23 protein-coding genes and 1 riboswitch are annotated in these 24,887 nt (G+C 67.6%); of the genes, 9 read left to right on the top strand and 14 right to left on the bottom strand.

Annotated features, from left to right (window positions below; all coding sequences use genetic code 11):
• Positions 1-5: 5 nt before the first annotated feature.
• Positions 6-1,295 carry a glutamate-1-semialdehyde 2,1-aminomutase gene (hemL, locus tag GST15_RS06860; RefSeq protein ID WP_159016529.1) on the top strand — a complete coding sequence of 430 codons (1,290 nt, stop codon included), beginning with the start codon at positions 6-8 and terminating at the stop codon, positions 1,293-1,295.
• 2 nt (positions 1,296-1,297) lie between these two features.
• A complete protein-coding gene (locus GST15_RS06865; protein WP_159016530.1) occupies positions 1,298-2,437 on the top strand; it encodes a trans-sulfuration enzyme family protein in 1,140 nt (379 codons plus the stop codon).
• A gap of 45 nt (positions 2,438-2,482) precedes the next feature.
• Here GST15_RS06865 and GST15_RS06870 read toward each other — a convergent pair whose 3' ends face one another.
• From GST15_RS06870 to GST15_RS06895, 6 genes are read right to left on the bottom strand one after another with little or no spacing between them, the layout of a single operon-like run.
• Positions 2,483-2,920 (bottom strand): VOC family protein, encoded by a 438-nt coding sequence (locus tag GST15_RS06870; RefSeq protein ID WP_159016531.1) that lies wholly within the window; start codon positions 2,918-2,920, stop codon positions 2,483-2,485.
• 16 nt (positions 2,921-2,936) lie between these two features.
• The gene (locus tag GST15_RS06875) at positions 2,937-3,755 is read right to left on the bottom strand and encodes an SDR family oxidoreductase (protein ID WP_159016532.1); all 819 of its coding nucleotides are present in this window, start codon (positions 3,753-3,755) and stop codon (positions 2,937-2,939) included.
• A gap of 43 nt (positions 3,756-3,798) precedes the next feature.
• Positions 3,799-4,461 carry a protein kinase family protein gene (locus tag GST15_RS06880; protein ID WP_159016533.1) on the bottom strand — a complete coding sequence of 221 codons (663 nt, stop codon included), beginning with the start codon at positions 4,459-4,461 and terminating at the stop codon, positions 3,799-3,801.
• Between the two features lie 23 nt (positions 4,462-4,484).
• The gene (locus GST15_RS06885) at positions 4,485-5,066 is read right to left on the bottom strand and encodes an LON peptidase substrate-binding domain-containing protein (RefSeq protein ID WP_159016534.1); all 582 of its coding nucleotides are present in this window, start codon (positions 5,064-5,066) and stop codon (positions 4,485-4,487) included.
• 23 nt (positions 5,067-5,089) lie between these two features.
• The gene (mpl, locus tag GST15_RS06890) at positions 5,090-6,451 is read right to left on the bottom strand and encodes a UDP-N-acetylmuramate:L-alanyl-gamma-D-glutamyl-meso-diaminopimelate ligase (RefSeq protein ID WP_159016535.1); all 1,362 of its coding nucleotides are present in this window, start codon (positions 6,449-6,451) and stop codon (positions 5,090-5,092) included.
• Positions 6,452-6,467: 16 nt separating this feature from the next.
• Positions 6,468-7,046 carry an adenylate kinase gene (locus GST15_RS06895; protein WP_159016536.1) on the bottom strand — a complete coding sequence of 193 codons (579 nt, stop codon included), beginning with the start codon at positions 7,044-7,046 and terminating at the stop codon, positions 6,468-6,470.
• A gap of 167 nt (positions 7,047-7,213) precedes the next feature.
• On the opposite strand from GST15_RS06895, the gene GST15_RS06900 reads away from it, so the two are divergent.
• Entirely contained in the window at positions 7,214-8,470 is a 1,257-nt protein-coding gene (locus GST15_RS06900) for a 6-phosphofructokinase (protein ID WP_159016537.1), read from the top strand.
• A 42-nt stretch (positions 8,471-8,512) separates the two neighbouring features.
• Here the strand turns inward: GST15_RS06900 and GST15_RS06905 are convergent, their stop codons facing one another.
• A complete protein-coding gene (locus GST15_RS06905) occupies positions 8,513-8,962 on the bottom strand; it encodes a PH domain-containing protein (protein WP_159016538.1) in 450 nt (149 codons plus the stop codon).
• Positions 8,963-9,351: 389 nt separating this feature from the next.
• Complete coding sequence (locus GST15_RS06910) at positions 9,352-9,873, bottom strand: hypothetical protein (protein ID WP_159016539.1); 522 nt, start codon at positions 9,871-9,873, stop codon at positions 9,352-9,354.
• A 135-nt stretch (positions 9,874-10,008) separates the two neighbouring features.
• Here GST15_RS06910 and GST15_RS06915 point away from each other — a divergent pair, with 135 nt between their 5' ends.
• The 3 genes from GST15_RS06915 to ppa all read left to right on the top strand — a co-directional run bounded on the left by GST15_RS06915 (position 10,009) and on the right by ppa (position 13,412).
• Positions 10,009-12,087, top strand: a complete 2,079-nt coding sequence (locus tag GST15_RS06915) for a sodium-translocating pyrophosphatase (RefSeq protein ID WP_159016540.1) — start codon at positions 10,009-10,011, stop codon at positions 12,085-12,087.
• A 136-nt stretch (positions 12,088-12,223) separates the two neighbouring features.
• A complete protein-coding gene (locus GST15_RS06920; RefSeq protein WP_159016541.1) occupies positions 12,224-12,727 on the top strand; it encodes a hypothetical protein in 504 nt (167 codons plus the stop codon).
• 130 nt (positions 12,728-12,857) lie between these two features.
• On the top strand, positions 12,858-13,412 hold the full coding sequence (gene ppa, locus GST15_RS06925) for an inorganic diphosphatase (protein WP_159016542.1): 555 nt from the start codon (positions 12,858-12,860) through the stop codon (positions 13,410-13,412).
• A gap of 6 nt (positions 13,413-13,418) precedes the next feature.
• Here ppa and GST15_RS06930 read toward each other — a convergent pair whose 3' ends face one another.
• From GST15_RS06930 to thiC, 4 genes are all read right to left on the bottom strand, one after another.
• Positions 13,419-14,279: a sulfotransferase family protein gene (locus GST15_RS06930; protein WP_159016543.1), complete on the bottom strand. Its 861-nt coding sequence runs from the start codon at positions 14,277-14,279 to the stop codon at positions 13,419-13,421.
• On the bottom strand, positions 14,276-15,256 hold the full coding sequence (locus tag GST15_RS06935) for an aspartyl/asparaginyl beta-hydroxylase domain-containing protein (protein ID WP_159016544.1): 981 nt from the start codon (positions 15,254-15,256) through the stop codon (positions 14,276-14,278). Before GST15_RS06935 ends, GST15_RS06930 begins: the two co-directional genes overlap by 4 nt.
• A gap of 51 nt (positions 15,257-15,307) precedes the next feature.
• A complete protein-coding gene (locus tag GST15_RS06940) occupies positions 15,308-15,985 on the bottom strand; it encodes an ion channel (RefSeq protein ID WP_233263093.1) in 678 nt (225 codons plus the stop codon).
• 62 nt (positions 15,986-16,047) lie between these two features.
• A complete protein-coding gene (gene thiC, locus GST15_RS06945; protein WP_159016545.1) occupies positions 16,048-17,925 on the bottom strand; it encodes a phosphomethylpyrimidine synthase ThiC in 1,878 nt (625 codons plus the stop codon).
• Positions 17,926-18,061: 136 nt separating this feature from the next.
• A riboswitch (TPP riboswitch) is annotated at positions 18,062-18,162 on the bottom strand.
• Positions 18,163-18,226: 64 nt separating this feature from the next.
• Between thiC and GST15_RS06950 the strand changes: the two genes are divergently transcribed.
• The gene (locus GST15_RS06950; RefSeq protein WP_159016546.1) at positions 18,227-19,030 is read left to right on the top strand and encodes a class I SAM-dependent methyltransferase; all 804 of its coding nucleotides are present in this window, start codon (positions 18,227-18,229) and stop codon (positions 19,028-19,030) included.
• On the opposite strand, the gene GST15_RS06955 is transcribed toward GST15_RS06950, so the two are convergent.
• Both GST15_RS06955 and GST15_RS06960 read right to left on the bottom strand, forming a co-directional pair.
• Positions 19,027-22,185, bottom strand: a complete 3,159-nt coding sequence (locus tag GST15_RS06955) for an efflux RND transporter permease subunit (protein WP_159016547.1) — start codon at positions 22,183-22,185, stop codon at positions 19,027-19,029. The two genes, GST15_RS06950 and GST15_RS06955, sit on opposite strands and share 4 nt — an antisense overlap.
• A 3-nt stretch (positions 22,186-22,188) precedes the next feature.
• On the bottom strand, positions 22,189-23,334 hold the full coding sequence (locus GST15_RS06960; protein ID WP_233263094.1) for an efflux RND transporter periplasmic adaptor subunit: 1,146 nt from the start codon (positions 23,332-23,334) through the stop codon (positions 22,189-22,191).
• Positions 23,335-23,407: 73 nt separating this feature from the next.
• On the opposite strand from GST15_RS06960, the gene GST15_RS06965 reads away from it, so the two are divergent.
• Both GST15_RS06965 and GST15_RS06970 read left to right on the top strand, forming a co-directional pair.
• A complete protein-coding gene (locus GST15_RS06965) occupies positions 23,408-24,088 on the top strand; it encodes a TetR/AcrR family transcriptional regulator (RefSeq protein WP_425482213.1) in 681 nt (226 codons plus the stop codon).
• A gap of 129 nt (positions 24,089-24,217) precedes the next feature.
• The gene (locus GST15_RS06970) at positions 24,218-24,877 is read left to right on the top strand and encodes a protein-L-isoaspartate O-methyltransferase family protein (RefSeq protein ID WP_159016549.1); all 660 of its coding nucleotides are present in this window, start codon (positions 24,218-24,220) and stop codon (positions 24,875-24,877) included.
• Positions 24,878-24,887: the final 10 nt, after the last annotated feature.

Raw genomic sequence — 24,887 nt, forward strand, 5'->3', positions numbered from 1 at the left:
GCCCCATGGACACCAGCCGTTCGCAAGCCCTGTTCGCACGCGCGCAAGCGCTCATGCCTGGTGGCGTCAACTCGCCGGTGCGGGCATTCAAATCGGTGGGGGGCGAACCCTTCTTCGTGCAGCGTGCCGAAGGCGCCTACCTGGTCGACGTCGACGGCAACCGGTATGTCGACTATGTCGGCTCGTGGGGCCCCATGATCGCCGGCCACAACCATCCGGCCGTGCTTGAAGCCGTCATGCGCGTGGCGCGGGACGGACTGAGCTTCGGCGCGCCCAATCCGCTTGAAGTCACGATGGCCGAGCGCATCAGGTCGCTGGTGCCAAGCTGCGAGATGGTGCGCATGGTGAACTCCGGGACCGAAGCCACGCTGTCGGCGATCCGCCTCGCCCGTGGCGCGACCGGGCGCGCCTGCATCGTCAAGTTCGAAGGCTGCTACCACGGCCACGGCGACTCCTTCCTGGTCAAGGCCGGCAGCGGCGCGCTGACATTCGGCGTGCCGACGTCGCCCGGCGTGCCCAAGGCGCTGGCCGACCTGACGCTCACCCTGCCCTTCAACGACTTCGACGCCGCCACCGCGATGTTCGACCAGCACGGCGACATGATCGCCGGCCTGATCATCGAGCCCGTCGTCGGCAACGCGAATTGCCTGCCACCGCGCGACGGCTTCCTGGCGCACCTGCGCGAGCTGTGCACGCAACACGGCGCACTGCTGATCTTCGATGAAGTGATGACGGGCTTCCGGGTCGCGCTTGGCGGCGCACAAGGGCTGTACGCAGTCGCCCCGGACCTGAGCACCTTCGGCAAGATCATCGGCGGCGGCATGCCGGTCGGCGCATATGGCGGGCGCCGCGAGCTGATGGAGCAGATCGCGCCGAGCGGCCCGATCTACCAGGCGGGAACGCTCAGCGGCAACCCGGTGGCCATGGCCGCAGGCCTGGCAATGCTCGACCTGGTGGCCCAACCCGGTTTCCACGCCGACCTTGGACAACGCACCAACGTGCTGTGCGACGGACTGGAGGCAGCCGCGCGCGATGCCGGCGTGCCGCTGACGAGCAACCGCATCGGCGGCATGTTCGGCTTGTTCTTCACCAGCGAAAAAGTCGACACCTACGCACAGGCGCTGGCCTGCGACACCGCAGCGTTCAATCGATTCTTCCACGCCATGCTCGATCGCGGCGTCTATCTCGCGCCCTCCGCATTCGAGGCCGGATTCATGTCCAGCGCGCATGGGGATGCCGAAATCGCGCACACCCTGGCCGCGGCGCGCGAAGCCTTCCAGATCGCAAGGGGTTGACGATGTCCGCCACCAGCACGCTGCATCCCGCGACACTCGCCGTCCACGCCGGCGCCGAACCCGATGCCGAAACCGGCGCCGTGGCCCCGCCCATCCACCTGGCAACGACGTTCCGCCACGGACCCGCCGGTGAACGCCAGTCCGGCTATGAGTACCAGCGCGAGGGCAACCCGACGCAGGACCGACTGGAAACCGCACTGGCGACGCTGGAAGGCGGCGCTGGAGCGTTGGTGTTCGCGTCCGGCATGGCCGCCATCAGCGGCGTGCTCGAAGCCCTGCCGCCGGGATCTCGCATCCTGATTCCCGACGATTGCTACAGCGGATTGCGCTACCTGGCCGCTGAGTTCCTGCCCGAACGCGACGTCCACGCCATCGCCGTCGACATGGCCGACCTGCCCGCGGTGGAAGCTGCGTGCGCTGCCGCGCCGGTCGCGCTGATCTGGGTGGAAACGCCATCCAACCCGCTGCTGAAGGTCTGCGATGTCGCCGCGCTGTCGCGCATTGCACGGGCCCATGGCGCATTGCTGGCCTGCGACAACACCTTCGCCACGCCGGTGCTGCAGCGCCCCGTGTCGCTGGGCGCCGACGTCGTGATGCACTCGACGACCAAATACTTCGGCGGCCACAGCGATGTGCTGGGTGGCGCGCTGGTGTTCGCGCGACGCGACGACTTCTTCGATCGTGTCGCCCACCGCCGCCACATCACCGGCGCGGTGCTGGCACCCTTCAATGCGTGGCTGACCCTGCGTGGCTGTCGTTCGCTGCCGGCGCGGATGGCATTGCACTGTGCCAACGCACGCAGGCTCGCCGATTTCCTCGCCACGCACCCGGCGATCAAACGCGTGAACTATCCAGGCCTGGCGGCACACGCCGGCCACGCCGTCGCCGCGCGGCAGATGTCCGATTACGGCGCGATGATGAGCATCCAGCTGCGCGGCGGACGCGAAGCCGCGCTGTCGACAGCCGGCAAACTGCGCTTGTTCACCAACGCCACGTCTTTGGGCGGCTGCGAATCGCTCATCGAGCACCGCGCATCGGTGGAAGGCGCGCATCCGGTCTCGCCACAGGACCTGCTGCGGATTTCGGTTGGCCTGGAACATATCGACGACCTGGTCGCGGACTTCGAACAGGCGTTGGTGTAACCAGGTTCCAGCCCGTCATCGAATGGCGGCGGGCTTGAGCCCGCCCTACCAGCTGCCGGTATTCGGCATCGATGCCCACGGCTCGCGCGGTGGCAGATGCTCGCCCTTCTGCAGCAGTTCGATCGAGATCAGGTCGGGCGATCGCACGAAGGCCATGTGGCCGTCGCGTGGCGGGCGGTTGATGGTGATACCCATGGATTGCAGCTTCGCGCACAGCGCGTAGATGTCATCGACGCGGAATGCGAGGTGGCCGAAGTTGCGGGCACTGCCGTAGTCCTGCTCCGCCCCGCCATCGGGCGCCGGCCAGTTGCAGGTCAGCTCGATTTCGGCATCCGGCGTCTCATCGGCAGCGAGGAAGACCAGCGTGTATCTCCCCTGCGCGTTGTCCTGCCGCCGGACTTCGCGCAGGCCCAGGCCTTCGCAGTAGAAGCGCAGCGACGCGTCGAGATCGCGGACGCGCACCATCGTGTGCAGGTAGCGCATCGCAAACCTCCGGCAGTCAATCCAGGAACAGGTCAGGCAGCAGGTGCTGCGAAGGATCCACCGCGTACCGCGAAAAATCGGTGACGCCGGCCGCCCGCAGCACGTCCTCGTCGATCAGGAACCGGCCGGTCAGGTCTTTCGCCGGCTGCACGAGGATGGCGTGCGCCGCATCGGCCACGATGTCCGGCTTGCGGCACCACGCGGGATCGACGCCCGGAATCATGTTGATCGCATCGGTGGCGATGACCGTGCGCGGCCACAGCGCGTTGACGGCGACGCCTTGCGGGCCGAATTCCGCGGCAAGGCCGAGCGTGACGAAGCTCATGCCCATCTTCGCCAGCGTGTACCCGGTGTGCGCACCCCACCATTTGGGGTCGAGCGACGGCGGTGGCGCCAGCGTGAGGATGTGCGGATTCGGCGCCTGCAACAGCGATGGTAGGCAGGCTTGCGCGCACAGGAAACTGCCGCGCGAGTTTACCTGCTGCATCAGGTCGAAGCGCTTCATCGGGGTGTCCAGCGTTCCGCGCAGCCAGATCGCGCTGGCGTTGTTGACCAGGATGTCGATGCCGCCGAAGGTGTCGATCGTGGCCGCCACCGAGGCGCGCACGGCATCCTCGTCGCGGATGTCGCACTGCAGCGCCAGGGCGCGGCCGCCGGCGGCTTCGACTTCCGCGGCGACGCTGTGGATGGTGCCCGGCAGCCTGGGATTGGCGACGGCGGACTTGGATGCGATGGCGATGTTGGCGCCGTCGCGTGCGGCGCGCAGCGCGATCGCACGGCCGATGCCGCGCGAGGCACCGGTGATGAACAGGGTCTTGCCGGACAGTGTGTTCACGCGTTGATCCTTGGCTTGGGAGGTTGCCGGCTGTCGCCGGGCCTCACGGTTTCGGCCCCTGGCCTTCGTTGTCTTCCCATTGCAGCAGCTTGCGGGTCACGAAGCGATAAACCGGTTTGCCGGTGGCGAACCAGGCATTGCGCAGCCATGAGTGGCGCTGCAGCAGGCGCCGCTCCACGGGCGTCAGCGCTTGGGGGCAATACATGCGCTTGTGCTTGAGCAGATGGCGCAGGTCCTCGCGCGCGAGCAGGCGCAACCAGCGCGCCCGCGGCGGTCCGCGCACGGCGAGCTGGAAGTCGATCAGCGCGGGCTGGCCGTCGGCCAGCACCAGCCAGTTGGCTTCCTTGGCCAGGTCGTTGTGGGCGACGCCACGGCGGTGCAGGGCCTGCAGCAGCCGGCGCGCATTGGCAAAGTACGCCGTGTCGCCGCGCGGTGGCCGCTGGTACATGGCGGCGCCCTCCATGTAACTGCGATCCAGCACCCTGCCGTTCCAGCGCAGCAATTGCGGCGTCGCCGGCATGCCCTGGATGCAGCGCAGCGCGGCCGCCTCGCGTCGCGCCAACCACCATGCCGGCAGTCGCAGCCACGTCGGCACATGGCGCAGGTCGCGGCGCACGAACAGGCCCTCGGCGTCCTGCATCAGCGCGATCCGGCCGAAGCTGTCGGCTTTCAATGCCTGGATTTCAACCGCGTCCACGTGCGTCATCGCGACAGTGTAGGTGAGCCGCGTCATGTGCCGTCGCTCGACGGCGATGACAACAACACCAGCAGGTGGTCGAGTCGCGCATGCGGGTCGTCTTCCTGCAGCAGTTCCTGGCGCTGCGGTTCGGACAAGGGCAGCCATTCGGCCAGGCGCCAGCCAATCCATGCGGCCATGTCCAGTTGGGCAGGCGTCGCGTCGACGCCCGCCTGCTCGAGGATGCGCGCGAGCACCAGTCCCAGCACCGCGTGTTCGGGCCGCAAGGGATCATCGGGGTCCGGATCGCGCCAGTCGACCTGCGCCGTGATGACGCCATTGTCGCCAGGCTGCCGATGGCGCACCTGGAACCGGCGGCCACCGCGCACGCGCAGCGTCGGCACGCCATCGTCACCGGTGGAGAAATCCTCGATGCATGCCTGCGTGCCGTGCGTGGCCAGCGTCGCCGCAGTCTCCGGGGACGACGCATCCAGCAGGCACATGCCGAAGCCGGCGTCGCGGCGGCTGCATTCGCGCATGAGGTCCAGATGGCCCGGATCGACGAGGCGCAGGGTCAATCCCGCGCCCGGAACCAGGACAGCGCTGTAGGGCAACAGCAGCAGCGATGGCGACATCGCGGATCCCTCAAGGCGATCGGTCAGTCGCGCAGGGTCGCGAGGAAGCGGCGTGGTGCATTGTCGAAGCCGCCATTGGACATGAACACCACGTGGTCGCCCGCCTGCACGTGCTCGCGCAACGTGGCGACCAGCGCATCCACATCGGCAACCGCGATGCCCTCGCCGCGCAGGCCGTCGATCACCTTGCCGGCATCCCACGCCAGTTCCGGGCGCTGCAGGAACACGACGAGATCGGCATCGTCCAGCGACGGCGCCAGCGCATCGGCATGCGCGCCCAGGCGCATCGAATTGCTGCGCGGCTCCATGGCCGCCACGATGCGCGCCCTACCGACCCGCGCCCGCAGGCCGGCCAACGTGGTCGCGATCGCCGTCGGATGGTGGGCGAAGTCGTCGTACACGGTGATGCCGGCTGCGTCGCCGATCACCTCCATGCGGCGCTTCACGCTGTGGAAGGCCGACAGCGCCGGCAACACGGCGGCGATATCCACGCCCACCGCGGCGGCGGCGGCCAGCGATGCCAGCGCGTTCATGACGTTGTGGCGGCCGAGCAACGGCCAGCGGACTTCGCCGATGTCAACGCCATCGCGCACGACGATGAAGGCGCTGCCGTCGGCCTCGATCAGCCGGGCGGTCCACTGGTAGTCGCCGCCATCCAGTCCGAAGCGCTCGACCGGCGTCCAGCAGCCCATCGCCAGTACTTCGGCGAGACGCGCGTCCTCGCCATTGACGATCAGCCGGCCGCGGCGCGGCACCGTGCGCACGAAATGATGGAACTGGCGCTGGATCGCCTCGACGTCCGGGAAGATGTCGGCATGGTCGTACTCGAGGTTGTTGAGGATCGCCACCAGCGGCCGGTAATGAACGAACTTGCTGCGCTTGTCGAAGAATGCCGTGTCGTACTCGTCGGCCTCGACCACGAATTCGCGCCCGCCGCCAATCCGCGCCGATCCACCGAAATCCTCGGCGACGCCGCCGATCAGGAAGCCCGGCTCGCGCCCGGCCGTCTGCAGCAGGAACGTCAGGATGCTGGTTGTCGTGGTCTTGCCGTGGGTACCGGCGACGGCAAGCGTGTCGCGTCCGGGCAACACGTTCTCGGCCAGCCATTGCGCACCCGAGGTGTATTTGCGGCCGTCGTCCAGCACCTGCTCAACTGCAGCGTTGCCGCGTGACAGCGCATTGCCGACGACGATCTCGTCGCAATCGGTCGAGATGTTGTCGGGCGAATAGCCCTGGCGCAGCTCGATGCCCAGCTGTTCGAGCTGGGTGGACATCGGCGGGTACACGGTCTGGTCGCTGCCTTCGACTGCGTGTCCCAGTTCGCGCGCCAGCGCGGCCACGCCGCCCATGAAAGTCCCGGCGATGCCGAGGATGTGCAATTTCATCTGCAGGATCAGCCGATCAGCCGACCTCGCGCACGGGCGCGATCGCTTCGAGGATGCGGGTGAAGACGTCGTCCAGCGTGCCGACGCCGTTCACCACGCTCAGCATCCCGTGCTGGCGGTAGAAGTCGACGACTGGCGCGGTCTGTTCGTTGTAGATCGACAGGCGCTTGCGAACGGATTCGGGATTGTCGTCGGCGCGGCCTTCGGCCTTGGCGCGGCCGGCGATGCGTTCGACCAGCAGTTCGGTGTCGACGTCGAGCTGCACGGCGCAATCGATCGGTTGCCCGATCCGCCCCAGCAATGCATCCAGCGCGCTGGCCTGCGCGAGGTTGCGCGGATAGCCGTCCAGGATGAAGCCGTTGCCGGTGTCGCCACGCGAGAGGCGGTCTTCGATCATGCCGAGCAGGATCGCGTCGGAGACGAGGTCGCCACGGGCCATGATTTCCTTGGCTTCCAGCCCAAGCTTGCTGCCGGCCGCGACTTCCGCGCGCAGCAGGTCGCCGGTGGAGATGTGCGGCACCTGCAGGTGATCCTTCAGCCGCGTTGCCTGCGTGCCCTTGCCGGAGCCCGGCGCGCCCAACAAAACCAATCGCATCGATGACTCCAGGTTGCGCGGCCGGCGGGAGGCCAGTCGCGTCGCAGCGGTCGCTCACGGGTCCCGGCAGCGTCGGGGACTACACTCGCCAGGCCCGTCTCGCCCCGCCAAACGGCGGGCCAGCTTACCGCATCCGCAGCCAGGCCCAGACCGGGAAATCGACCAAGATGACTGTTGGAACCCTGCTCTACGCGCAATCAGGCGGCGTCACCGCCGTCATCAATGCCACTGCCGCCAGTGTGCTGGAGACGGCCAGGGCCCGCCGGGTCAAGGTGCTGGCCGGCCGCAACGGCATCCTCGGCGTGCTGCGCGAGGAGCTGATCGACACCTCGAAGGAATCCGCAGCCGCGATCCGCGGCCTTGCGCAGACGCCGGGCGGCGCGTTCGGATCGTGCCGGGTCAAGCTCAAATCGCTGGACGAGGACCGCGCGAAGTACGAGCGCCTGCTGGCCGTGTTCAAGGCCCACGACGTGCGCTGGTTCCTCTACAACGGCGGCAACGATTCCGCCGACACCGCGCTCAAGGTGTCGCAACTGGCCGACGAATACGGCTATCCACTGACCTGCGTGGGCGTGCCGAAGACCGTCGACAACGACCTCGCCGTCACCGACTGCTGTCCGGGCTTTGGCTCGGCCGCGAAGTACACCGCCGTATCCGTGCGCGAAGCGGCGCTGGACGTCGCCGCGATGGCCGACACGTCGACGAAGGTGTTCGTCTACGAAGCCATGGGCCGCCACGCCGGCTGGCTCGCCGCGGCCGCAGGGCTCGCCGGCCAGGGACCGGACGACGCGCCGCAGGTCATCCTGTTCCCCGAGCGCGCCTACGACGAGGACGCCTTCATCGGCCAGGTGCAGGCGGTCGTCGCGCGCGTGGGCTGGTGCGTGGTCGTCGCCAGCGAGGGCATCCGCACGGCGGATGGCAGGTTCGTCGCCGACGCCGGAGCGGGCAAGGACTCGTTCGGCCACACCCAGCTGGGTGGCGTGGCCGCGCACTTGGCCGGACGCGTCAAGGACCGGCTTGGCGTGAAAGTGCACTGGACGCTGCCCGACTACCTGCAGCGCTCGGCGCGACACATCGCATCGAAGACCGACCTCGACCAGGCGCGCGCGGTCGGCAAGGCGGCGGTGCAATTCGCACTGAAGGGCATGAACGCGACGATGCCGGTGATCGTGCGCACGGCCGATGCGCCATATGGCTGGAAGATCGAAGCGGCATCGCTCGACAGGATCGCCAATCGCGAGAAGACGATGCCGGCGAATTTCATCCGCAAGGACGGCCATGGCATCACGGCGGCGGCGCGTCGCTACCTGGAGCCCTTGATCCGTGGCGAGGCGTATCCCGCCTATGCGCGCGACGGGTTGCCGAAATACGTGTCGCTGAAGAACGTCGCCGCCGGGAAGAAATTGCCCGACTGGACCGCTTGACCCCAAGCGCCGGGATCAGCCCGGCGATGTCGATGCCGCGCGCTAGATCGCCTCGTGCCCGACATCCAGTTCGCGCACGTGCTTGGCGTCGCGACGCTGTTCGACCAGTCCGCGCACGCGTTCACGAACGCCTTCCGCATCGCGGATGTCGGCGAGCGTGACCACCGGCGTACTGGTGTCCGACGTGCTGAGCACGATGTCGCCGATGCCGACCATGCGTTGCCAGAACGTCTGCTGGAAATGCGTGTCCTTCACCCGGTACAGCTCGATGTCGTCGGTGACGCGACTGAAAACGCCGCGCGTGGTCTTGAGCCGCTGCGTGGTCAACTGGTAGCGCGTGGAGCGCGTCACCAGCGCGCGCCACAGCGCCCACGGGATCGGCACCAGCAGCACGCACGCGACCCACGCCCACAGGTTCTGCCACTGCGACGGCGCTCCGGTCCACATCGCCTGTTCGTCGGCCGACGGCATCACGGGGGCGGGCTCGTTCATGGCGTTCTCCAAGGATGGACAGCGGCATCATAGGCGCGTCGGGCGCGCATGTTGCGCGGACTGAAGCTCAAGAAATCCGAAACGATCCTTGCCCTGGTGGACAAGCGCTCCGGCGTGCAGGTCGCCATGGCGCAGGGCCAGGGTCGCAGGACCAGTTTCGGGCCGGGAGGCCTGGGCGGCGCAGGCGGGATCGGCGCGTGGAGCGATACGCCCGAAGGCAAGGTGATCGGGCTTGCCTTTGCCGATGCCTACAACAACCTGGTTCGATCATTGGCGCGAGTACAAGGCGCAGACGGTGCAAGGCGGCCTCGGCAAGGGCGGCCGCCTCGACATGGCGCAGTGAGGCTGCCGGCACGAGCGGCCCGACCCGTCGCGAAACGCCCTTCCGGCTAGGGGCAGGCCTTGCCCTCCACCGCCATCGCTGCCGCGTACAGCGGGATCGGGGACAGTGCGTGGGCCTTGGCCTTGGCCACTCCCTCGGCAAGATAGATGCGCGACTTGCCCTGGGGGTCGAGTTTCGGCGGCACGGCGGTATCCGCCGGATGGCGCCACACGGTCACGACGGCCTGTTGCCCCGGGCATGTCGCACTGGGAACCCGAATGCGGTCATTCAATATCCAGCCATCGCTGGTGGCTGGCTTCGCCGCCTTGGCCTCGACGAAGCGCGCGCGTGGCTGGCAGTTGGCGCTGGTCGGCACCGCCTGGAACAGATACGGCTTGGCGGCCTCGCCGGTAAATGCGCCTTCCAGCCGCGTGCAGGCCTCCGGAATGACGCGCAGCGTGTGCACCGCGCCGATGGCTTGCGGGGCACCAAGCGGACGGGCGATCTCCGGCGTTGGATCGGCTGCGAGAGCGGGCAATGCCACCGACAAGGGGATCACGGCAGCAAACAGCAGGGCGGCCAGGCGCATGGAGTGACTCCGGTGGATAGCAGGCCGGCAGGCTGGCACGGCCGGCCTGAACCCGCATTGACGCGGTTCCTCCGGTCGCGGTGCTGTGCGATAGTCGAGCGGTTGCCACTTGGCTTCCACCTGGGGAGGGTTTTCATGCTGGTCGAGAACGGTCTGTACCTGGCGCTTGGTTGCGCCGCACTCGCGATCCTTTACGGAATCATCTCCGCGCGCTGGATCAGCGCGCAGCCCGCCGGCAACGAACGCATGCAACAGATCGCCGGCGCGATCCAGGAAGGCGCCCGCGCCTACCTCAACCGGCAGTACACAACCATTGCGATCGCTGGAGTGGTGCTTGCGGCGCTCATCGCGTGGCAATTGGGCATCTACACCGCGATCGGGTTCCTGGTCGGCGCGGTGCTGTCCGGCGCTGCCGGCTACATCGGCATGAACGTGTCGGTGCGCGCCAACGTGCGCACCGCCGAAGCCGCGCGTCGTGGCATCAGCCCGGCGATGGACATCGCGTTTCGCGGCGGTGCCATCACCGGGATGCTCGTGGTTGGCCTCGGCCTGCTCGGCGTCGCCGGCTATTACCTGTTGCTGCAGCGCATGGGCGTCACCGGCGAACCGGCGCTGCACGCGCTGGTCGGACTGGCCTTCGGCGCATCGCTGATCTCGATCTTCGCGCGACTGGGCGGCGGCATCTTCACCAAGGGCGCCGACGTCGGCGCGGACCTGGTCGGCAAGGTCGAAGCCGGCATCCCCGAGGACGACCCGCGCAACCCGGCGGTCATCGCCGACAACGTGGGCGACAACGTGGGCGACTGCGCCGGCATGGCTGCCGACCTGTTCGAGACCTACGCGGTCACGATCATCGCGACGATGCTGCTCGGCGGCCTGACCTTTGCCGCCGACACCAACGCGGTGCTGTACCCGCTGCTGCTGGGCGCAGTGTCGATCATCGCCTCGATCATCGGCGCGTTCTTCGTCAAGGTGAAAGCAGGCGGCTCGATCATGGGCGCGCTGTACAAGGGCGTGATCGTCTCGGCGCTGCTGTCGGCCGTCGCATTCTGGTTCGTCACCGCCGACCTGTTCCCGGCCGGCCTGACCACGCTCGATGGTCTCGCGATCACCTCGATCAACATCTTCTACTGCGGCCTGATCGGCCTGGCGCTGACCGGCGCGATCGTGTGGATCACCGAATACTACACCGGCACGCAGTTCAAGCCGGTGCGGCACATCGCGCAGGCATCGACCACCGGACACGGCACCAACATCATCGCGGGCCTCGGCATCTCGATGAAGTCGACCGCGTTGCCGGTGATCGCGGTCTGCGCCGCGATCTGGGGCGCATTCGCGCTCGGCGGCCTGTACGGCATCGCCATCGCCGCCACCGCGATGCTGTCGATGGCCGGGATGATCGTCGCGCTGGATGCCTATGGGCCCATCACCGACAACGCCGGCGGCATCGCCGAAATGTCGGAACTGCCGCCTGAAGTGCGCGCCGTCACCGACCCGCTGGACGCCGTCGGCAACACGACCAAGGCCGTGACCAAGGGCTACGCGATCGGTTCGGCCGCGCTGGCCGCACTGGTGCTGTTCGCCGACTACACCCACAACCTCAACACGCTCGGCGAGGCCAAGGCGCTTGCCAGCGGCGTTGCGTACGAGGCGATGCGATTCGACCTCTCCGACCACATGGTGATCATCGGCCTGTTGATCGGCGGCCTGATCCCCTACCTGTTCGGCGCGATGGCGATGGAGGCCGTCGGCCGCGCTGCTGGCGCCGTCGTCGAGGAAGTCCGTCGCCAGTTCCGCGACATCCCGGGGATCATGCAGGGCACCGGCAAGCCGGACTACTCGCGTGCGGTCGACATGCTGACCAAGTCGGCGATCAAGGAAATGATCGTGCCATCGCTGTTACCGGTTGCCGTGCCGGTCGTCGTGGGCCTGCTGCTCGGGCCGAAGGCGCTTGGCGGTTTGCTGATCGGCACGATCGTCACCGGCCTGTTCGTCGCGATCTCGATGACGACCGGCGGCGGCGCGTGGGACAACGCCAAGAAGTACATCGAGGATGGCAACTTCGGCGGCAAGGGTTCCGAGGCCCACAAGGCCGCGGTCACCGGCGATACCGTCGGCGATCCCTACAAGGACACCGCCGGCCCGGCGATCAACCCGCTGATCAAGATCATCAACATCGTGGCCTTGCTGCTGGTGCCACTGCTGATGCGCTGATCGCGACCCGCAATTGAAGAAAAGCCCCGCTCCGGCGGGGTTTTTTTTCGCTCGGCGGCCAGGTCCCATTCGGCCCATTGAAAAAAGGACATGGCGGCGTGAAGATTCGCCTTCACACAGCCCCCTGGAGGCGACGATGGCCGGTTCGTTCTTTGCGGAAATCCGCGCGTTGCACATCATCGTGGCGGCGGCATGGTTCGGGGCCGCGGCATTCGTGACGCTGTACCTGATGCCGGCGATGCGCCAGGTCGGACCGCAGGGCGGCCCGGTCATGCAGGCGCTGGACCAGCGCAAGTTCCACGTCTTCATGGCGGCCAACGCCGGACTCACGGTACTCAGCGGCTGCTGGCTGTACTGGACGCTGACCGCAGGCCTGCAGCCTGGCGTGGTGCACAGCCCGATGGGCGTGGTGTTCGGCCTGGGCGGGCTTGCCGGCCTGCTGGCGGCCATCCTCGGGGCGGCGGTGATCGGCCGCAACGTCAAGCGACTCGCGCTGGTCGCGGGCAAAGCCGCAACCGGAGACCCATCAGCCGCCGGGGAAATGGCGGCACTGCAGCAGCGCATCCGCACTGCCAGCCGGCTGGTCCTGATGCTGATGGTGGCCGCCCTGCTGTCCATGACCCTCGGTCACAGCGTGTAGTCCGCGCGGAACCTGCCGGCGAGCAGTCGGCGGGCCGCGGAATTGCTGCATTGCAGCACGTGTTGCCGTATCCTGCGCAGCCCCCGCGCGGCCGATCCGGCTGCGTCCGCATGCCGGAGTCAACACCCCCATGGGCCTGGATCTCGTCGCCACCGGCCGCAATCCGCCGGACGAAATCAACGTCATCATCGAAATCCCGAAGGATGCGGAGCCGGTCAAGTACGAGGTCGACAAGGCCAGCGGCGCGATCTTCGTCGACCGCATCCTGTCCACGCCGATGCGCTACCCCTGCAACTACGGTTACATCCCGCACACGGTCTGCGGGGATGGCGACCCGGCCGATGTACTGGTGATCCTGCCCTTGCCGCTGATCCCCGGCTCGGTGATCCGCTGCCGTCCGGTGGGCGTGCTGAAGATGAGCGATGAAGCCGGCAGTGACGAAAAGATCCTCGCCGTGCCGATCGACAGCGTCTTCGCCGGCTACAGCCATATCGACGACATCGGCAAGGTCAGCCCGCACTGGTGCGAACGCATCGGGCACTTCTTCGAGCACTACAAGGACCTGGAGAAGGGCAAGTGGGTCAAGCTCGATGGCTGGGGCGGCGCGGCCGAAGCCAAGCGCATCCTCAGCGAGGCGATCGTGCGCTACGACGGCACGCCGGCCTCCGACAAGCCGCACTTCTGACCCGGATCAGCGATCGGCCATCGCCTCGGCGCGGCTGATCGTGTCCTGCAACGCCGGCATCAGCGGCTCGATGGCCGCGGCATGGCGGGTCCACTTGCGCGGATCGGGCGCGGTCAACGTGTGCCGCGATGGCGGCAATTGCGCGGACAAGGCGACATCCCAGCCGTAGCCCAGCGTCGCGCACAGTGCTGCGGTTTCCGCCGGCGGATCGGCCAGGAACCGGTCGAAACGGATCGCGCACCAGCGGTCGCCCGGCAGCGCCTGCAGGTCATCGAGCATCACGCGCATGGCGCTGTCCCACTGGCCGGCGACGATCTCCGGCAGCGGCTTGCCAGCCAGCGATTGCCAGCCCGGTGTCAGCAGCAACGACCAGTACGGGTGCGGCCAGCCCGGCAATTGCAGGTAGGTCCGGAAGTGGCCCGACATCCACGCGTCGATCATGCTCGCCAGCACCTGGCGTGGATCGCGATGCAGGTAGACGAAGCGTGCGTCGGGAAAAGCCTGCAGCAGGAACGGGATCCGCAGGGCGTTCTTCGGCGTCTTTTCCAGCAGGCGGAATCGACCCGCCGGTGCATTGCCGTCGCGATCCAGTGCCCGCCGGTGGAAGCGTTCGCGCAACTCGGCGACAACCTCCGGCGTGGCATCGGTCGCGACGAGGCGGTTGGAAGCAAAGCCGCGGTGGCGCAACTGCAGGCCCGGGATCGATTCGATCAGCGCGTGGCTCTCTCCACCGATCGTGCAGACTTCCGGCGCACGCGCGAGCGTCTCGAACAACAAGGTGCTGCCCGAGCGCGGTGGCGAGATGATGAACACCGGGCGGTCGTACAGCGCATCGTGCGCCCGCGCGTCGTTGCCTTCTCCGCTCACGCGCGGTCCGACATGCCGTATTCGTCGGCTGCCGCGGGGATCCGCAGATCGACGACCGCCGACTTGCCCAGCGCGATCACCATCGCCCCATACCAGCGCAGGTCGTTGCGCAGGACCAGCGATTCCGCAGGCTGCCTGACCTCGCCAATGAAGCGGTCCATGACCTCGCGATAGCGATCCCGGCCCTCGACGCCGTCACCGAATTGCGCCCACAGGCTGCGCCACGTGCGGACCAGCTGGCCGGCCATCTGGTGGACCACGCCGAGCTGCGGGTTGGGCAGCACGTCGGCGAACAACATGGACAACTGCGAGTTGAGTTCCCACGGTGTCATCACCGCGGGCACGTTGCTTGATTCGAATGCGAGTTCCTGCGTCGGCTCACCAGGCGCAATGCGACGCGGCTGCCATCCCGGGCCGCGTGGCGCGTCATGCGGCCGGCCGCGACTGGTGAGCGCCCAGAATCCGTCGCCGCCCACCGTGTCGACGACCAGGTGGATGCGCGATGCCTCGGCGTCGTTGATCACGCGATGCGGGCGCCACGTGTCGAAGATCCAGCATTCGCCCGCCGCCATGTTGACGGCCGCGCCACCACAGTCGAAACGCACGCTGGGCTGGGTGACGATCGGGACGTGCACGCGCATGCGCTCGGTCCAGTAATAGCCCTGGTCGACGTGCAGGCTGACTTCGGCGTGCCCGGACAGTCGCATCAGGCGGCTGCGACCCAGCACGACACCGAGGTTCGACATGACCTGCGTGAGATAGCGACAGCTCGCAAGGTGGGGCGTCGCGGCCATGCGTCCGGCGAAAGCTTCGTTGTCCGGATCGCCGCCGACCGCGACCAGCGGCAGCATCGAATTGCCCGGATAACCCTGCGGATGCGGTCGCCAGTGGTCCTCGCCGAGCGCCGCGATCTCGTCGGCGAGGGCGGCGGCATCGAACAGCAGCGGCAGCTGGAGGAAAGGCACCTGGAGTTTCAAGGCAATATCCTGCGCGAGGTCATCGTCGACGGGAGAATGTTACCCGGCCGATCACCTGGCACGCGCAATGCCCAGACCGATCAGGCGCGACACGACGGTTGCGATGTAACCCACGCCCGCGAACTGCTCGAGCATCACCAGCACCCGCGCCCGCGAGCCCAGCGGAATGACGTCCCCGATCCCGGTCGCGGACAGGTTGGTGAAACTCAGGAACAGCAGCTCCACCCAGCGCCGCGGCCGGTCCGGCTCGACCATGCCGGTGAAGCTTCCCGGATACCACGCCTGGCAGACGAAATAGGCGTACGCAAACGCCCAGGCGAGCAGCGTGAACGTGGCGCCTGCCGCGAACAGATCGTCCGCACTGACGTGGGCATCGCGAAGCATGTAGGCGATCAGGCTGCCCGCCGCATAGAAGTACAACGCCGACTCGAACAACGCCGACACCGGCAGCAGTGCGTCGTGTTCCAGCAGCACGCCGACCAGCGTCAATGCCAATGCCGGAATCGCCAGCAGCCAGCCGACGACGGACACGAAGGGGCTGCGGTTGACCACCCACACGGCCAGCGGAACGATCACGACCGCGACCGCACCGAAGACCAGGCGGCCACTGGTGCTGTCGTCCATCAGCGGATACAGCAGCAGGCTGAGCAGCTGCGCGGCCAGCAGGAAAGCCGACGGATGGCTGCGCGCCATCGTGGCCCAGGCACGCCTGCGGGCCGGGGCTGCCATCACCGGACCCGCATGGGATCGACGCGGCATCGCCGCGCCAGCGCGGTGCCTTGGCGATTCACTCAGACCTCCCGGTAGACCTGCGCGCCGGCGTCGCGGAACTCGGCCGACTTCTCCGCCATGCCCGCATCGATCGCGGCCGCCTCGTCGACGCCCTGCCCGGCCGCGTAATCGCGTACGTCCTGGGTGATCTTCATCGAACAGAAATGCGGGCCGCACATCGAGCAGAAGTGCGCGAGCTTGTGCGCATCCTTGGGCAGGGTTTCGTCGTGGAATTCCTTTGCCTTCTCCGGATCCAGGCCCAGGTTGAACTGGTCCTGCCAGCGGAACTCGAAGCGCGCCTTGCTCAATGCGTTGTCACGCACCTGCGCACCCGGGTGGCCCTTGGCCAGGTCGGAAGCGTGCGCGGCGATCTTGTACGCCATGATCCCGTCGCGCACGTCCTGCCGGTTCGGCAGGCCCAGGTGCTCTTTCGGCGTGACGTAGCAGAGCATCGCGGTGCCAAACCAGCCGATCATCGCCGCGCCGATCGCGCTGGTGATGTGGTCGTAACCCGGGGCGATGTCGGTCGTCAGCGGCCCGAGCGTGTAGAACGGCGCCTCGCCGCACTCGGCCAGCTGCTTGTCCATGTTCTCCTTGATCAGCTGCATCGGCACATGGCCGGGGCCTTCGATCATGGTCTGCACGTCGTGCTTCCAGGCGATCTTCGTGAGCTCACCGAGCGTTTCCAGCTCACCGAACTGCGCGGCATCGTTGGCATCGGCGATGCAGCCCGGGCGCAGGCCATCACCGAGCGAGAAGGCCACGTCGTACGCCTTCATGATCTCGCAGATGTCCTCGAAATGCGTGTAGAGGAAGCTTTCCTTGTGGTGCGACAGGCACCACTTGGCCATGATGCTGCCGCCGCGCGAGACGATGCCGGTGACGCGCCTGGCGGTCAGCGGCACGTAGCGCAGCAGCACGCCGGCGTGGATGGTGAAGTAGTCGACGCCCTGCTCGGCCTGCTCGATGAGCGTGTCGCGGAAGATCTCCCAGGTCAGTTCCTCGGCGCGGCCGTCGACCTTCTCCAGCGCCTGGTAGATCGGCACCGTGCCGATCGGCACCGGCGAGTTGCGGATGATCCACTCGCGGGTTTCGTGGATGTGCTTGCCGGTCGACAGGTCCATGACGTTGTCGGCGCCCCAGCGGATCGCCCACACCAGCTTCTCGACTTCCTCGGCGATTCCCGACGACACCGCGGAATTGCCGATGTTGGCGTTGATCTTGGTGAGGAAGTTGCGGCCGATGATCATCGGCTCGCTCTCGGGATGGTTGATGTTGCAGGGCAGGATCGCGCGACCGCGTGCGATCTCGTCGCGCACGAACTCCGGCGTGATGCGGTGCTGGATGCTGGCGCCGAAGCTTTCGCCCGGATGCTGCTTCAGAAGGCCCGCATCGGACAGGGATTCGATGCGCTGGTTCTCGCGGATCGCGACGAATTCCATCTCCGGGGTGACGATGCCGCGGCGCGCGTAATGCATCTGCGACACATTGGCCCCGGCAATGGCGCGTCGTGGCAGCGGCCGGTTGCCGAAACGCACGGCATCCAGGCGCGCGTCGTGCTCGCGACCACGCCCGAACGACGACGACAGCGCGGTCAACGGCTCGCTGTCGCCACGATCGGCGATCCACCGCGCACGCATCGGCGCAAGTCCCGATGCCAGGTCGATGCGGACATCCGGATCGGAGTAAGGGCCGGACGTGTCATAGACCGTGATCGGCGGATTGTCCTCGCCGCCGAACAGCGTCGGCGTCTGCGTCTGCAGGATCTCGCGCATCGGCACGCGCACGCCGGGCTGCGTTCCATCGACATGGATCTTGCGCGAGCCGGGAATCGGCCGCGTCACCGCCTCGGAGAGTTGCTCGGTGTCGCGGATCAGTTGCGAGGGCACTGCATTCATGGGATTCGTCCAGTGGGGTGGAGGCGGTCGGCTTTGGTGACCTCGCCTGCGAAGGTCCTCCCGCGCGGAGGCGCGTTGGACGTTCCAGCAGCCTGTCGATCAGCGCGGCGCGGACGAAGCGGCGGCGCGCACCGCGTGGCGGTGTCGCGAAGCTTCCCTACGCCGGTGTCAACCGGATCAGGTTCGAAGGGTCTGTCTCAACCGGCCGTCGTGCCACCGGTACCCCCGCCTCGACCGCCATTTCAACATGCCACGGCGACCGGGGCCAGCCGGGAGGCGAGCGGGCGTCTATCCTGTGACGATGCCGACCTGCCTTGTCTGCGATTCAGCCACCGCCCACGTCGGAAGCCAGCTGGTGCTGGGACGGCACACGGCTGAATACCGTCGCTGCGGCCAGTGCGGATACGTCTTCGTCGTCGAACCGCATTGGTTGGCGGAGGCCTACACGACCGCGATCGCGGCGCTGGATACGGGGATCGTCACCCGCAACCTGTGGCTCGCCGATGCAACCACCGCGCTGCTGGGTTCCAGCTTGCGTGGCGTGAAGCGCAGCGTCGACTACGGCGGCGGCACCGGACTGCTGGTGCGGCTGATGCGCGATCGCGGCCACGACTTCCACTGGCATGACGCCTACAGCCCCAACCTGCTCGCCATCGGCTTCGAGGCCGATCTCGCGCAGCAGTACGACCTGGCGACCGCATTCGAACTGCTCGAGCACCTGCCCGACCCGGTGGCGGGCGTGCAGGCGCTGCGACGACTGGCACCGGCCCTGCTGCTCTCCACCGAGTTGCTGCCCGATCCGATGCCGGCGCTGGATCGCTGGTGGTACTACGCCCCCGAAGCGGGCCAGCACATCGGCTTCTTCACCCGCCGCAGCCTGGAAGTCCTCGGCGAGCGACTGCGGCTGCGGCTGTCGAGCAACGGCCGCAACCTGCACGTGCTGGCACCGACGCAGATCAGCGAAGTGCTGTTGCGCCTGCTGCGCAAGCCGCAACGCGCACGCATCCTGGCCATGGCCGGACGACGCCGCTCCCTCGCGCATCGTGATGCCGACCTGCTGCAGGCCAGGCTGCAGGCGCGACACGGCGCACCGCCCGGCGGTTAGCGCGCCGGCGCGCGCACCCGGAACCATGCCGCATACAACGCCGGCAGGAACAGCAACGTCAGCGCGGTGGCCACGGTGAGACCGCCCATGATGGCGACTGCCATCGGCCCGAAGAACGCGCTGCGCGACAGCGGGATCATGGCCAGGATCGCCGCGAGCGCGGTCAGCACGATCGGGCGGAAGCGACGCACCGTCGCCTCGATGATCGCGTGCCAGCGATCATGGCCGGCGGCGATGTCCTGCTCGATCTGGTCGACCAGGATCACCGAGTTGCGCATGATCATTCCCGCCAGCGCGATCGTGCCCAGCATCGCCACGAACCCGAACGGAACCCGGAACACCAGCAGGAACAGGGTGACGCCGATCAGGCCCAGCGGCGCGGTGAGCAGCACCAGCGCCGTGCGCGAGAGGCTGCGCAACTGCAGCATCAACAGCGTCACCACGACCAACAGGAACAACGGCAGTCCGGCCTTGATCGAATCCTGGCCGCGCGCCGAATCCTCCACCGTACCGCCCGCCTGCAGCAGGTAACCCTCGGGCAGTCGTGCACGGATCCCGTCGAGCGTCGGCAGGATCTGCGCGGTGACGGTGGCCGGTTGCTCGGCGTCGCGGATATCGGCGCGCACGGTGATCGTCGGCAGGCGGTCGCGATGCCAGATGATGCCTTCCTCGAATCCGTCCTCCAGCGTGGCGACCTGCGACAAGGGCACCGAGGTGCCGTTCGCCGTCGGCACCGCGAGGCTTGCCAGCATCTCCAGGTGCGTGCGTTCGTCATCGGCGCCGCGAAGCAGCATCTCGATCAATTGGTTGCCCTCGCGATAGGTGCTGACATGTAGCCCCGACAGCGATCCGGAGAGGAATTTCGCCAGTTGCGCCGAACTCACGCCCAGCGCACGCGCGCGCTCCTGGTCGATATGCAGCCGCACGACCTTGCTTGGTTCGTCCCAGTCCAGGTTGACGTTGGTGACATGCCCGTTGGCGCGCACCTTGGCCACCACTTCGCGGGCGATGGCGCGGACCTGGTCGATGTGTTCGCCGGAGACGCGGAACTGGATCGGATAGCCGACCGGCGGCCCGTTCTCCAGGCGCGTCACGCGTAGTTGCAGGGTCGGGAAACGCGGCACCACGTCGCGGATCAGCCACTCGCGCACGGCCTCGCGCGCGGCGATGTCCTCGCCGTGCACGACGAACTGGGCGAAATTCGTCGCCGGCAGCTGCTGGTCCAGCGGCAGGTAGAACCGTGGCGATCCGGTGCCGACATAGGCGACGTAATTGCCGATGCCCGCATGCCCGCGCAGCATCGTTTCCAGCCGCTTCGCCTGCTGCGCGGTGGCCTGCAGCGACGCGCCTTCGGGCAGCTCCATGTCGACCATCAGTTCGGTGCGCGTGGAGTCCGGGAAGAACTGCTGCGGCACGAAGCGGAACAGTACGATCGACAACGCGAACACGGCAACGGTGGCGCCGACCACCAGCCACCGGTTCGAGAGGCACCAACCGAGCAGCGTCCGGAACCGGCGGTAAAAGGGCCGCTGGTAGGGATCGTGGTCGCGTGCATCGCGCGCGGGCGGCGCCAGCACGAAGGCGTATTGCGGCCAACGGTCGGCAAGCCCCAGGCGCCAGGCATGCCAGCGCCCTGCGATCGAACCGGGCCGGGGCGGCGTGGGGTGGGCCAGGTCAGGCAGCATCCTGTCGCCGAGATAGGGAATGAACAGCACCGCGGCGATCCACGACACCACCAACGCGATCGTCACCACCTGGAACAGCGAGCGCGTGTATTCGCCCGTCGACGATGCGGCCGTTGCGATCGGCAGGAATCCCGCCGCGGTCACCAGCGTGCCGGTGAGCATCGGGAATGCCGTGGTCTCCCACGCGAAGCTGGCGGCTTTCAGCCGCGAGAACCCCTGCTCCATCTTGATCGCCATCATCTCCACGGCGATGATCGCGTCGTCGACCAGCAGGCCCAGTGCCAGCACCAGCGCACCGAGCGAGATCTTGTGCAGGCCGATGCCGAAGTAGTGCATGACCGCGAACGTCATCGCCAGCACCAGCGGGATCGACACCGCCACCACCAGGCCGGTGCGGAAACCCAGCGAAAAGAAGCTCACCAGCAGCACGATGCCGACCGCCTCGGCCAGCACGCGCAGGAATTCGCCGACCGATTCGCGCACGGCCTCGGGCTGGTCGCTGACCTTGCGCAGTTCCATGCCCGCCGGGAGCGTCTTCTGCAGGCGCACGAACTCCTTGTCCAGCGTGTCGCCGAGATTGAGGATGTCGCCGCCGTCCTTCATCGCAACCGCGATGCCGATCGCGTCCTTGCCCATGAAGCGCATCTTCGGCGCAGCCGGATCGTTGAAACCGCGGGTCACCTGCGCGACATCGCCCAGGCGGATGGTGCGATCGCCGGCGCGGATGGGGAAATCGCGGATCGATTCGACCGAGCTGAAGCCGCCGTCGATGCGCAACTGCACGCGGTCGCTGCCCGTCTCGAAGAACCCTGCCGGCAGCACGGCGTTCTGTTGTTCGAGCGCGTCCTTCACGGCGGACAGCGGAATGCCAAGCGTGGCCAGTCGCGTGTTGCTGACCTGGATCCAGATCTTCTCGTCCTGCAGGCCGACCAGTTCGATCTTGCCGGCGTCGGGCACGCGCTGCAGTTCGAGCTGCACGCGCTCGGCGTAATCCTTCAGGACCGCGTAATCGAAGCCCTCGCCGGTCAACGCGTAGATGTTGCCGAAGGTGTCGCCGAACTCGTCGTTGAAGAAGGGACCGACCACGCCATCGGGCAGCGTCGGCCGGATGTCGCCGATCTTCTTGCGCACCTGGTACCAGAGCGCCGGCACGTCGCGGGACGGCATCGAATCGCGCGCCATGAAGATCACCTGCGACTCGCCCGGCCGGGAGTACGCGCGGATGAATTCGTACTGGCCCGTCGTCATCAATTGCTTTTCGATGCGCTCGGTGACCTGGCGCGAGACTTCCTCGGCCGTGGCGCCGGGCCACAGCGTCCGCACCACCATGGCCTTGAAGGTGAACGGTGGATCCTCGGATTGGCCCAGGTGCCGATAGGACCACGCGCCGATGAGCGCCAGCACGAGCATCGCGTACAACACGAGCGCGCGATTGCGCAGCGCCCATTCCGACAGGTTGAATTTTGGCATGGCCTACTTCGCCGCCATTGCGGGGGTTGCCGCCATGACGACCGGCCGGTTGTCGCGATCGACCGGTGCCACCGGTTGTCCTTCGCGCAGCAGGTGGCCGCCGGCGGCAACGATCCACTGGCCAGCCGACAGTCCGCCCAGCACCGGCACGCTGTCCGAACCGATGGCGCCGATCCGCACCGGCGTGAGGCGCGCCGTGCGTGTCGACGGATCCACGATCCAGACCGCGAACGCGCCATGCGCGCCACGCTGCAACGCCGACAGCGGGATCGCCAGCGTCTGCCCGCCATCTCCAGCGGCATAGACGCGTGCGCTCTGCCCCAGTTCGACTGCCTGCGCCGCCGCACCGACCAGCGTGACCCGCGCCGCGTAGGTGCGGGCCTGCGGATCGGCAGCCGGCGAGATCTCGCGGATGGTTCCGGGCAGGCGCACGCCGGGCGCATTCCACAGTTCGACCAGGACGGGCTGGCCCACGTGGAACTGGCGGATGCTGGTTTCCGGCAGCGCGATGGCGACCTCGCGCCCTGCGTCACCGGCGAGGACGAACACCGTCTGCCCGGCAGCGACGACCTGGCCGGCCTCGGCCTGGCGGTCGGCGATGACGCCATCGCGCGGCGCGCGCAGCAGTGTGTATCCGGCCGCATTGCTTGCCACGTCCAGTTGCGCGCGGATGGCACGGACCTGGCCGGCGGCGGCGGCGGCGGCGGCGTTCTGCGCATCGGCCTGGGAGCGGCTGACCAGCTGTTGCCGGGCGAGCGCGGCATAACGGCTGCGATCGGCGCTGGCGCGGGCGAGTTCCGCCTCGGCGGCGGCGAGTTGCGCGCGGGTCGCCTGGGCCTGCAGGCGCAGGTCGGCCGGGTCGAGTTCGGCGAGGACGTCGCCGCGCTTCACCCGATCGCCCAGATCGACGTTGCGGCGAATGATGTTGCCGCCGACGCGGAATGCCAGCGCGCTTTCCTGCCGCGCGCGGATCTCGCCAGCGAAGGCCGACACCGCCGTCCCCGGCCCGGGTGCGGGATGCATGACCAGGACCGGCTGCGCCTGCTCGGCGACTTGCGGGCTGGGGCTGCAGGCGCCCAGCAGGAAGACACCCAGCAACACCATCGCAGCCACACCGCCGAAGCCCGCACGCTTGCCAATCCCTGCCATGTCGCACCGGGCCACGACGGCCAATTAATGAACTTGTCGGTATGGTATAAATAACAAACCGATTAGTCTAGTATTGTTTTCCATGTCGCCGCGTCCCGCCCCCGCCAAGACCGCCGCCCCGGGTCGCCCCAAGGACCTGGGCAAGGGTGCCGCGATCCTGGATGCGGCCAAGCGCCTGTTCACGGCCCAGGGATTCGACGGCACCAGCATGGACCAGATCGCGGCGGAAGCCGGCGTCTCCAAGCTGACGGTCTACAGCCATTTCGGCGACAAGGAGACGTTGTTTGCAGCCGCTGCCAAGGCCTATTGCGAGCAGCAACTGCCGACGTCGCTGTTCGAGGCGCGTCCGGAAGTTCCCCTGCGCGAACGCCTGCTGCAGATCGCGCAGGCGTTCTTCGCCATGATCAGCGCGCCCGAAGCCGTGGCCGGACACCGCATCCTGTGCACGCCGCAGATGGCCGATTCGCCGCTTCCGCAGATGTTCTGGGAAGCCGGACCCCGGCGCGTCCAGGACGCCTTCGCCGAGTTGCTGCGCTGGCGCGTGTCGGCCGGCGAGCTGGAGATCGACGATATCCCGCGTGCGTCATCGCAGTTTTTCACCCTGCTCAAGGGCGAGCCGCATGCGCAACTGGTGTTCGGCTGCGACGGCTTCTGCAACGGTGATATCCAGGAGCATCTGGTATCGACGGTCGACCTGTTCCTGCGGGCCTATGCGGTGCGGGACCGGAACGATGCGACAGCTGCGCAACGGTGACGCCCGGCCTACTGACTTCTGGCACTCAGTGTCGCTGTGCTACTACAGCCATGCTGCCCGCGTCGCCACCGTCCGCCACGGACGTCGCCGGCCGGTAAAATCGCCGGCTCCCGGCTCCGAGAACAATCCATGACCGTCATCGATTACGCCAAAGTCCGCGAAACCATGGTCGAACAACAGGTGCGACCCTGGGACGTGCTCGACATCCGCGTGCTCGACGTGCTCACCCGGCTGCCGCGCGAAGCGTTCGTGCCGCCCGCCTACCGCGCGCTGGCCTACGCCGACCTGTCGGTCCCGATCGGGCACGGCCAATGGATGCTCAAGCCTGTGGTCGAAGGCCGCATGTTGCAGGCACTGGCGCTGCTGGGAACGGACGAAGTCCTTGAAATCGGCACCGGCAGCGGTTTCATCACCGCATGCCTGGGCCAGCTGGCCCGCGACGTGCTGAGCATCGAGATCGACCCCGACCTCGCGAACGCCGCCCGCACCCGCCTGGGCGAGCTCGGTCTTGATCGCAACGTCCGCATCGAGACGGCGGACGCGTTGCACTACGAACCCACCCAACGCTTCGACGCGATCTGCGTTGGCGCCGCGGTCGCCAACATCCCGGCGGCGTTCGGGCAGTGGCTGCGACCGGGCGGACGGCTGTTCATCGTCCGCGGCCGCGCGCCGGCCATGGCCGCCGAGCTCATCCGCAACACGACCGACGGCCTGGTGACGGAGTCCCTGTTCGAAACCGAAGTGCCCTATCTCGTCGGCGCCACGCCGACACCCGAATTCCAGTTCTAACCGAAGGACT

This window comes from Cognatiluteimonas profundi (assembly GCF_009792795.1).
In the GTDB taxonomy this organism is placed as follows: domain Bacteria; phylum Pseudomonadota; class Gammaproteobacteria; order Xanthomonadales; family Xanthomonadaceae; genus Cognatiluteimonas; species Cognatiluteimonas profundi.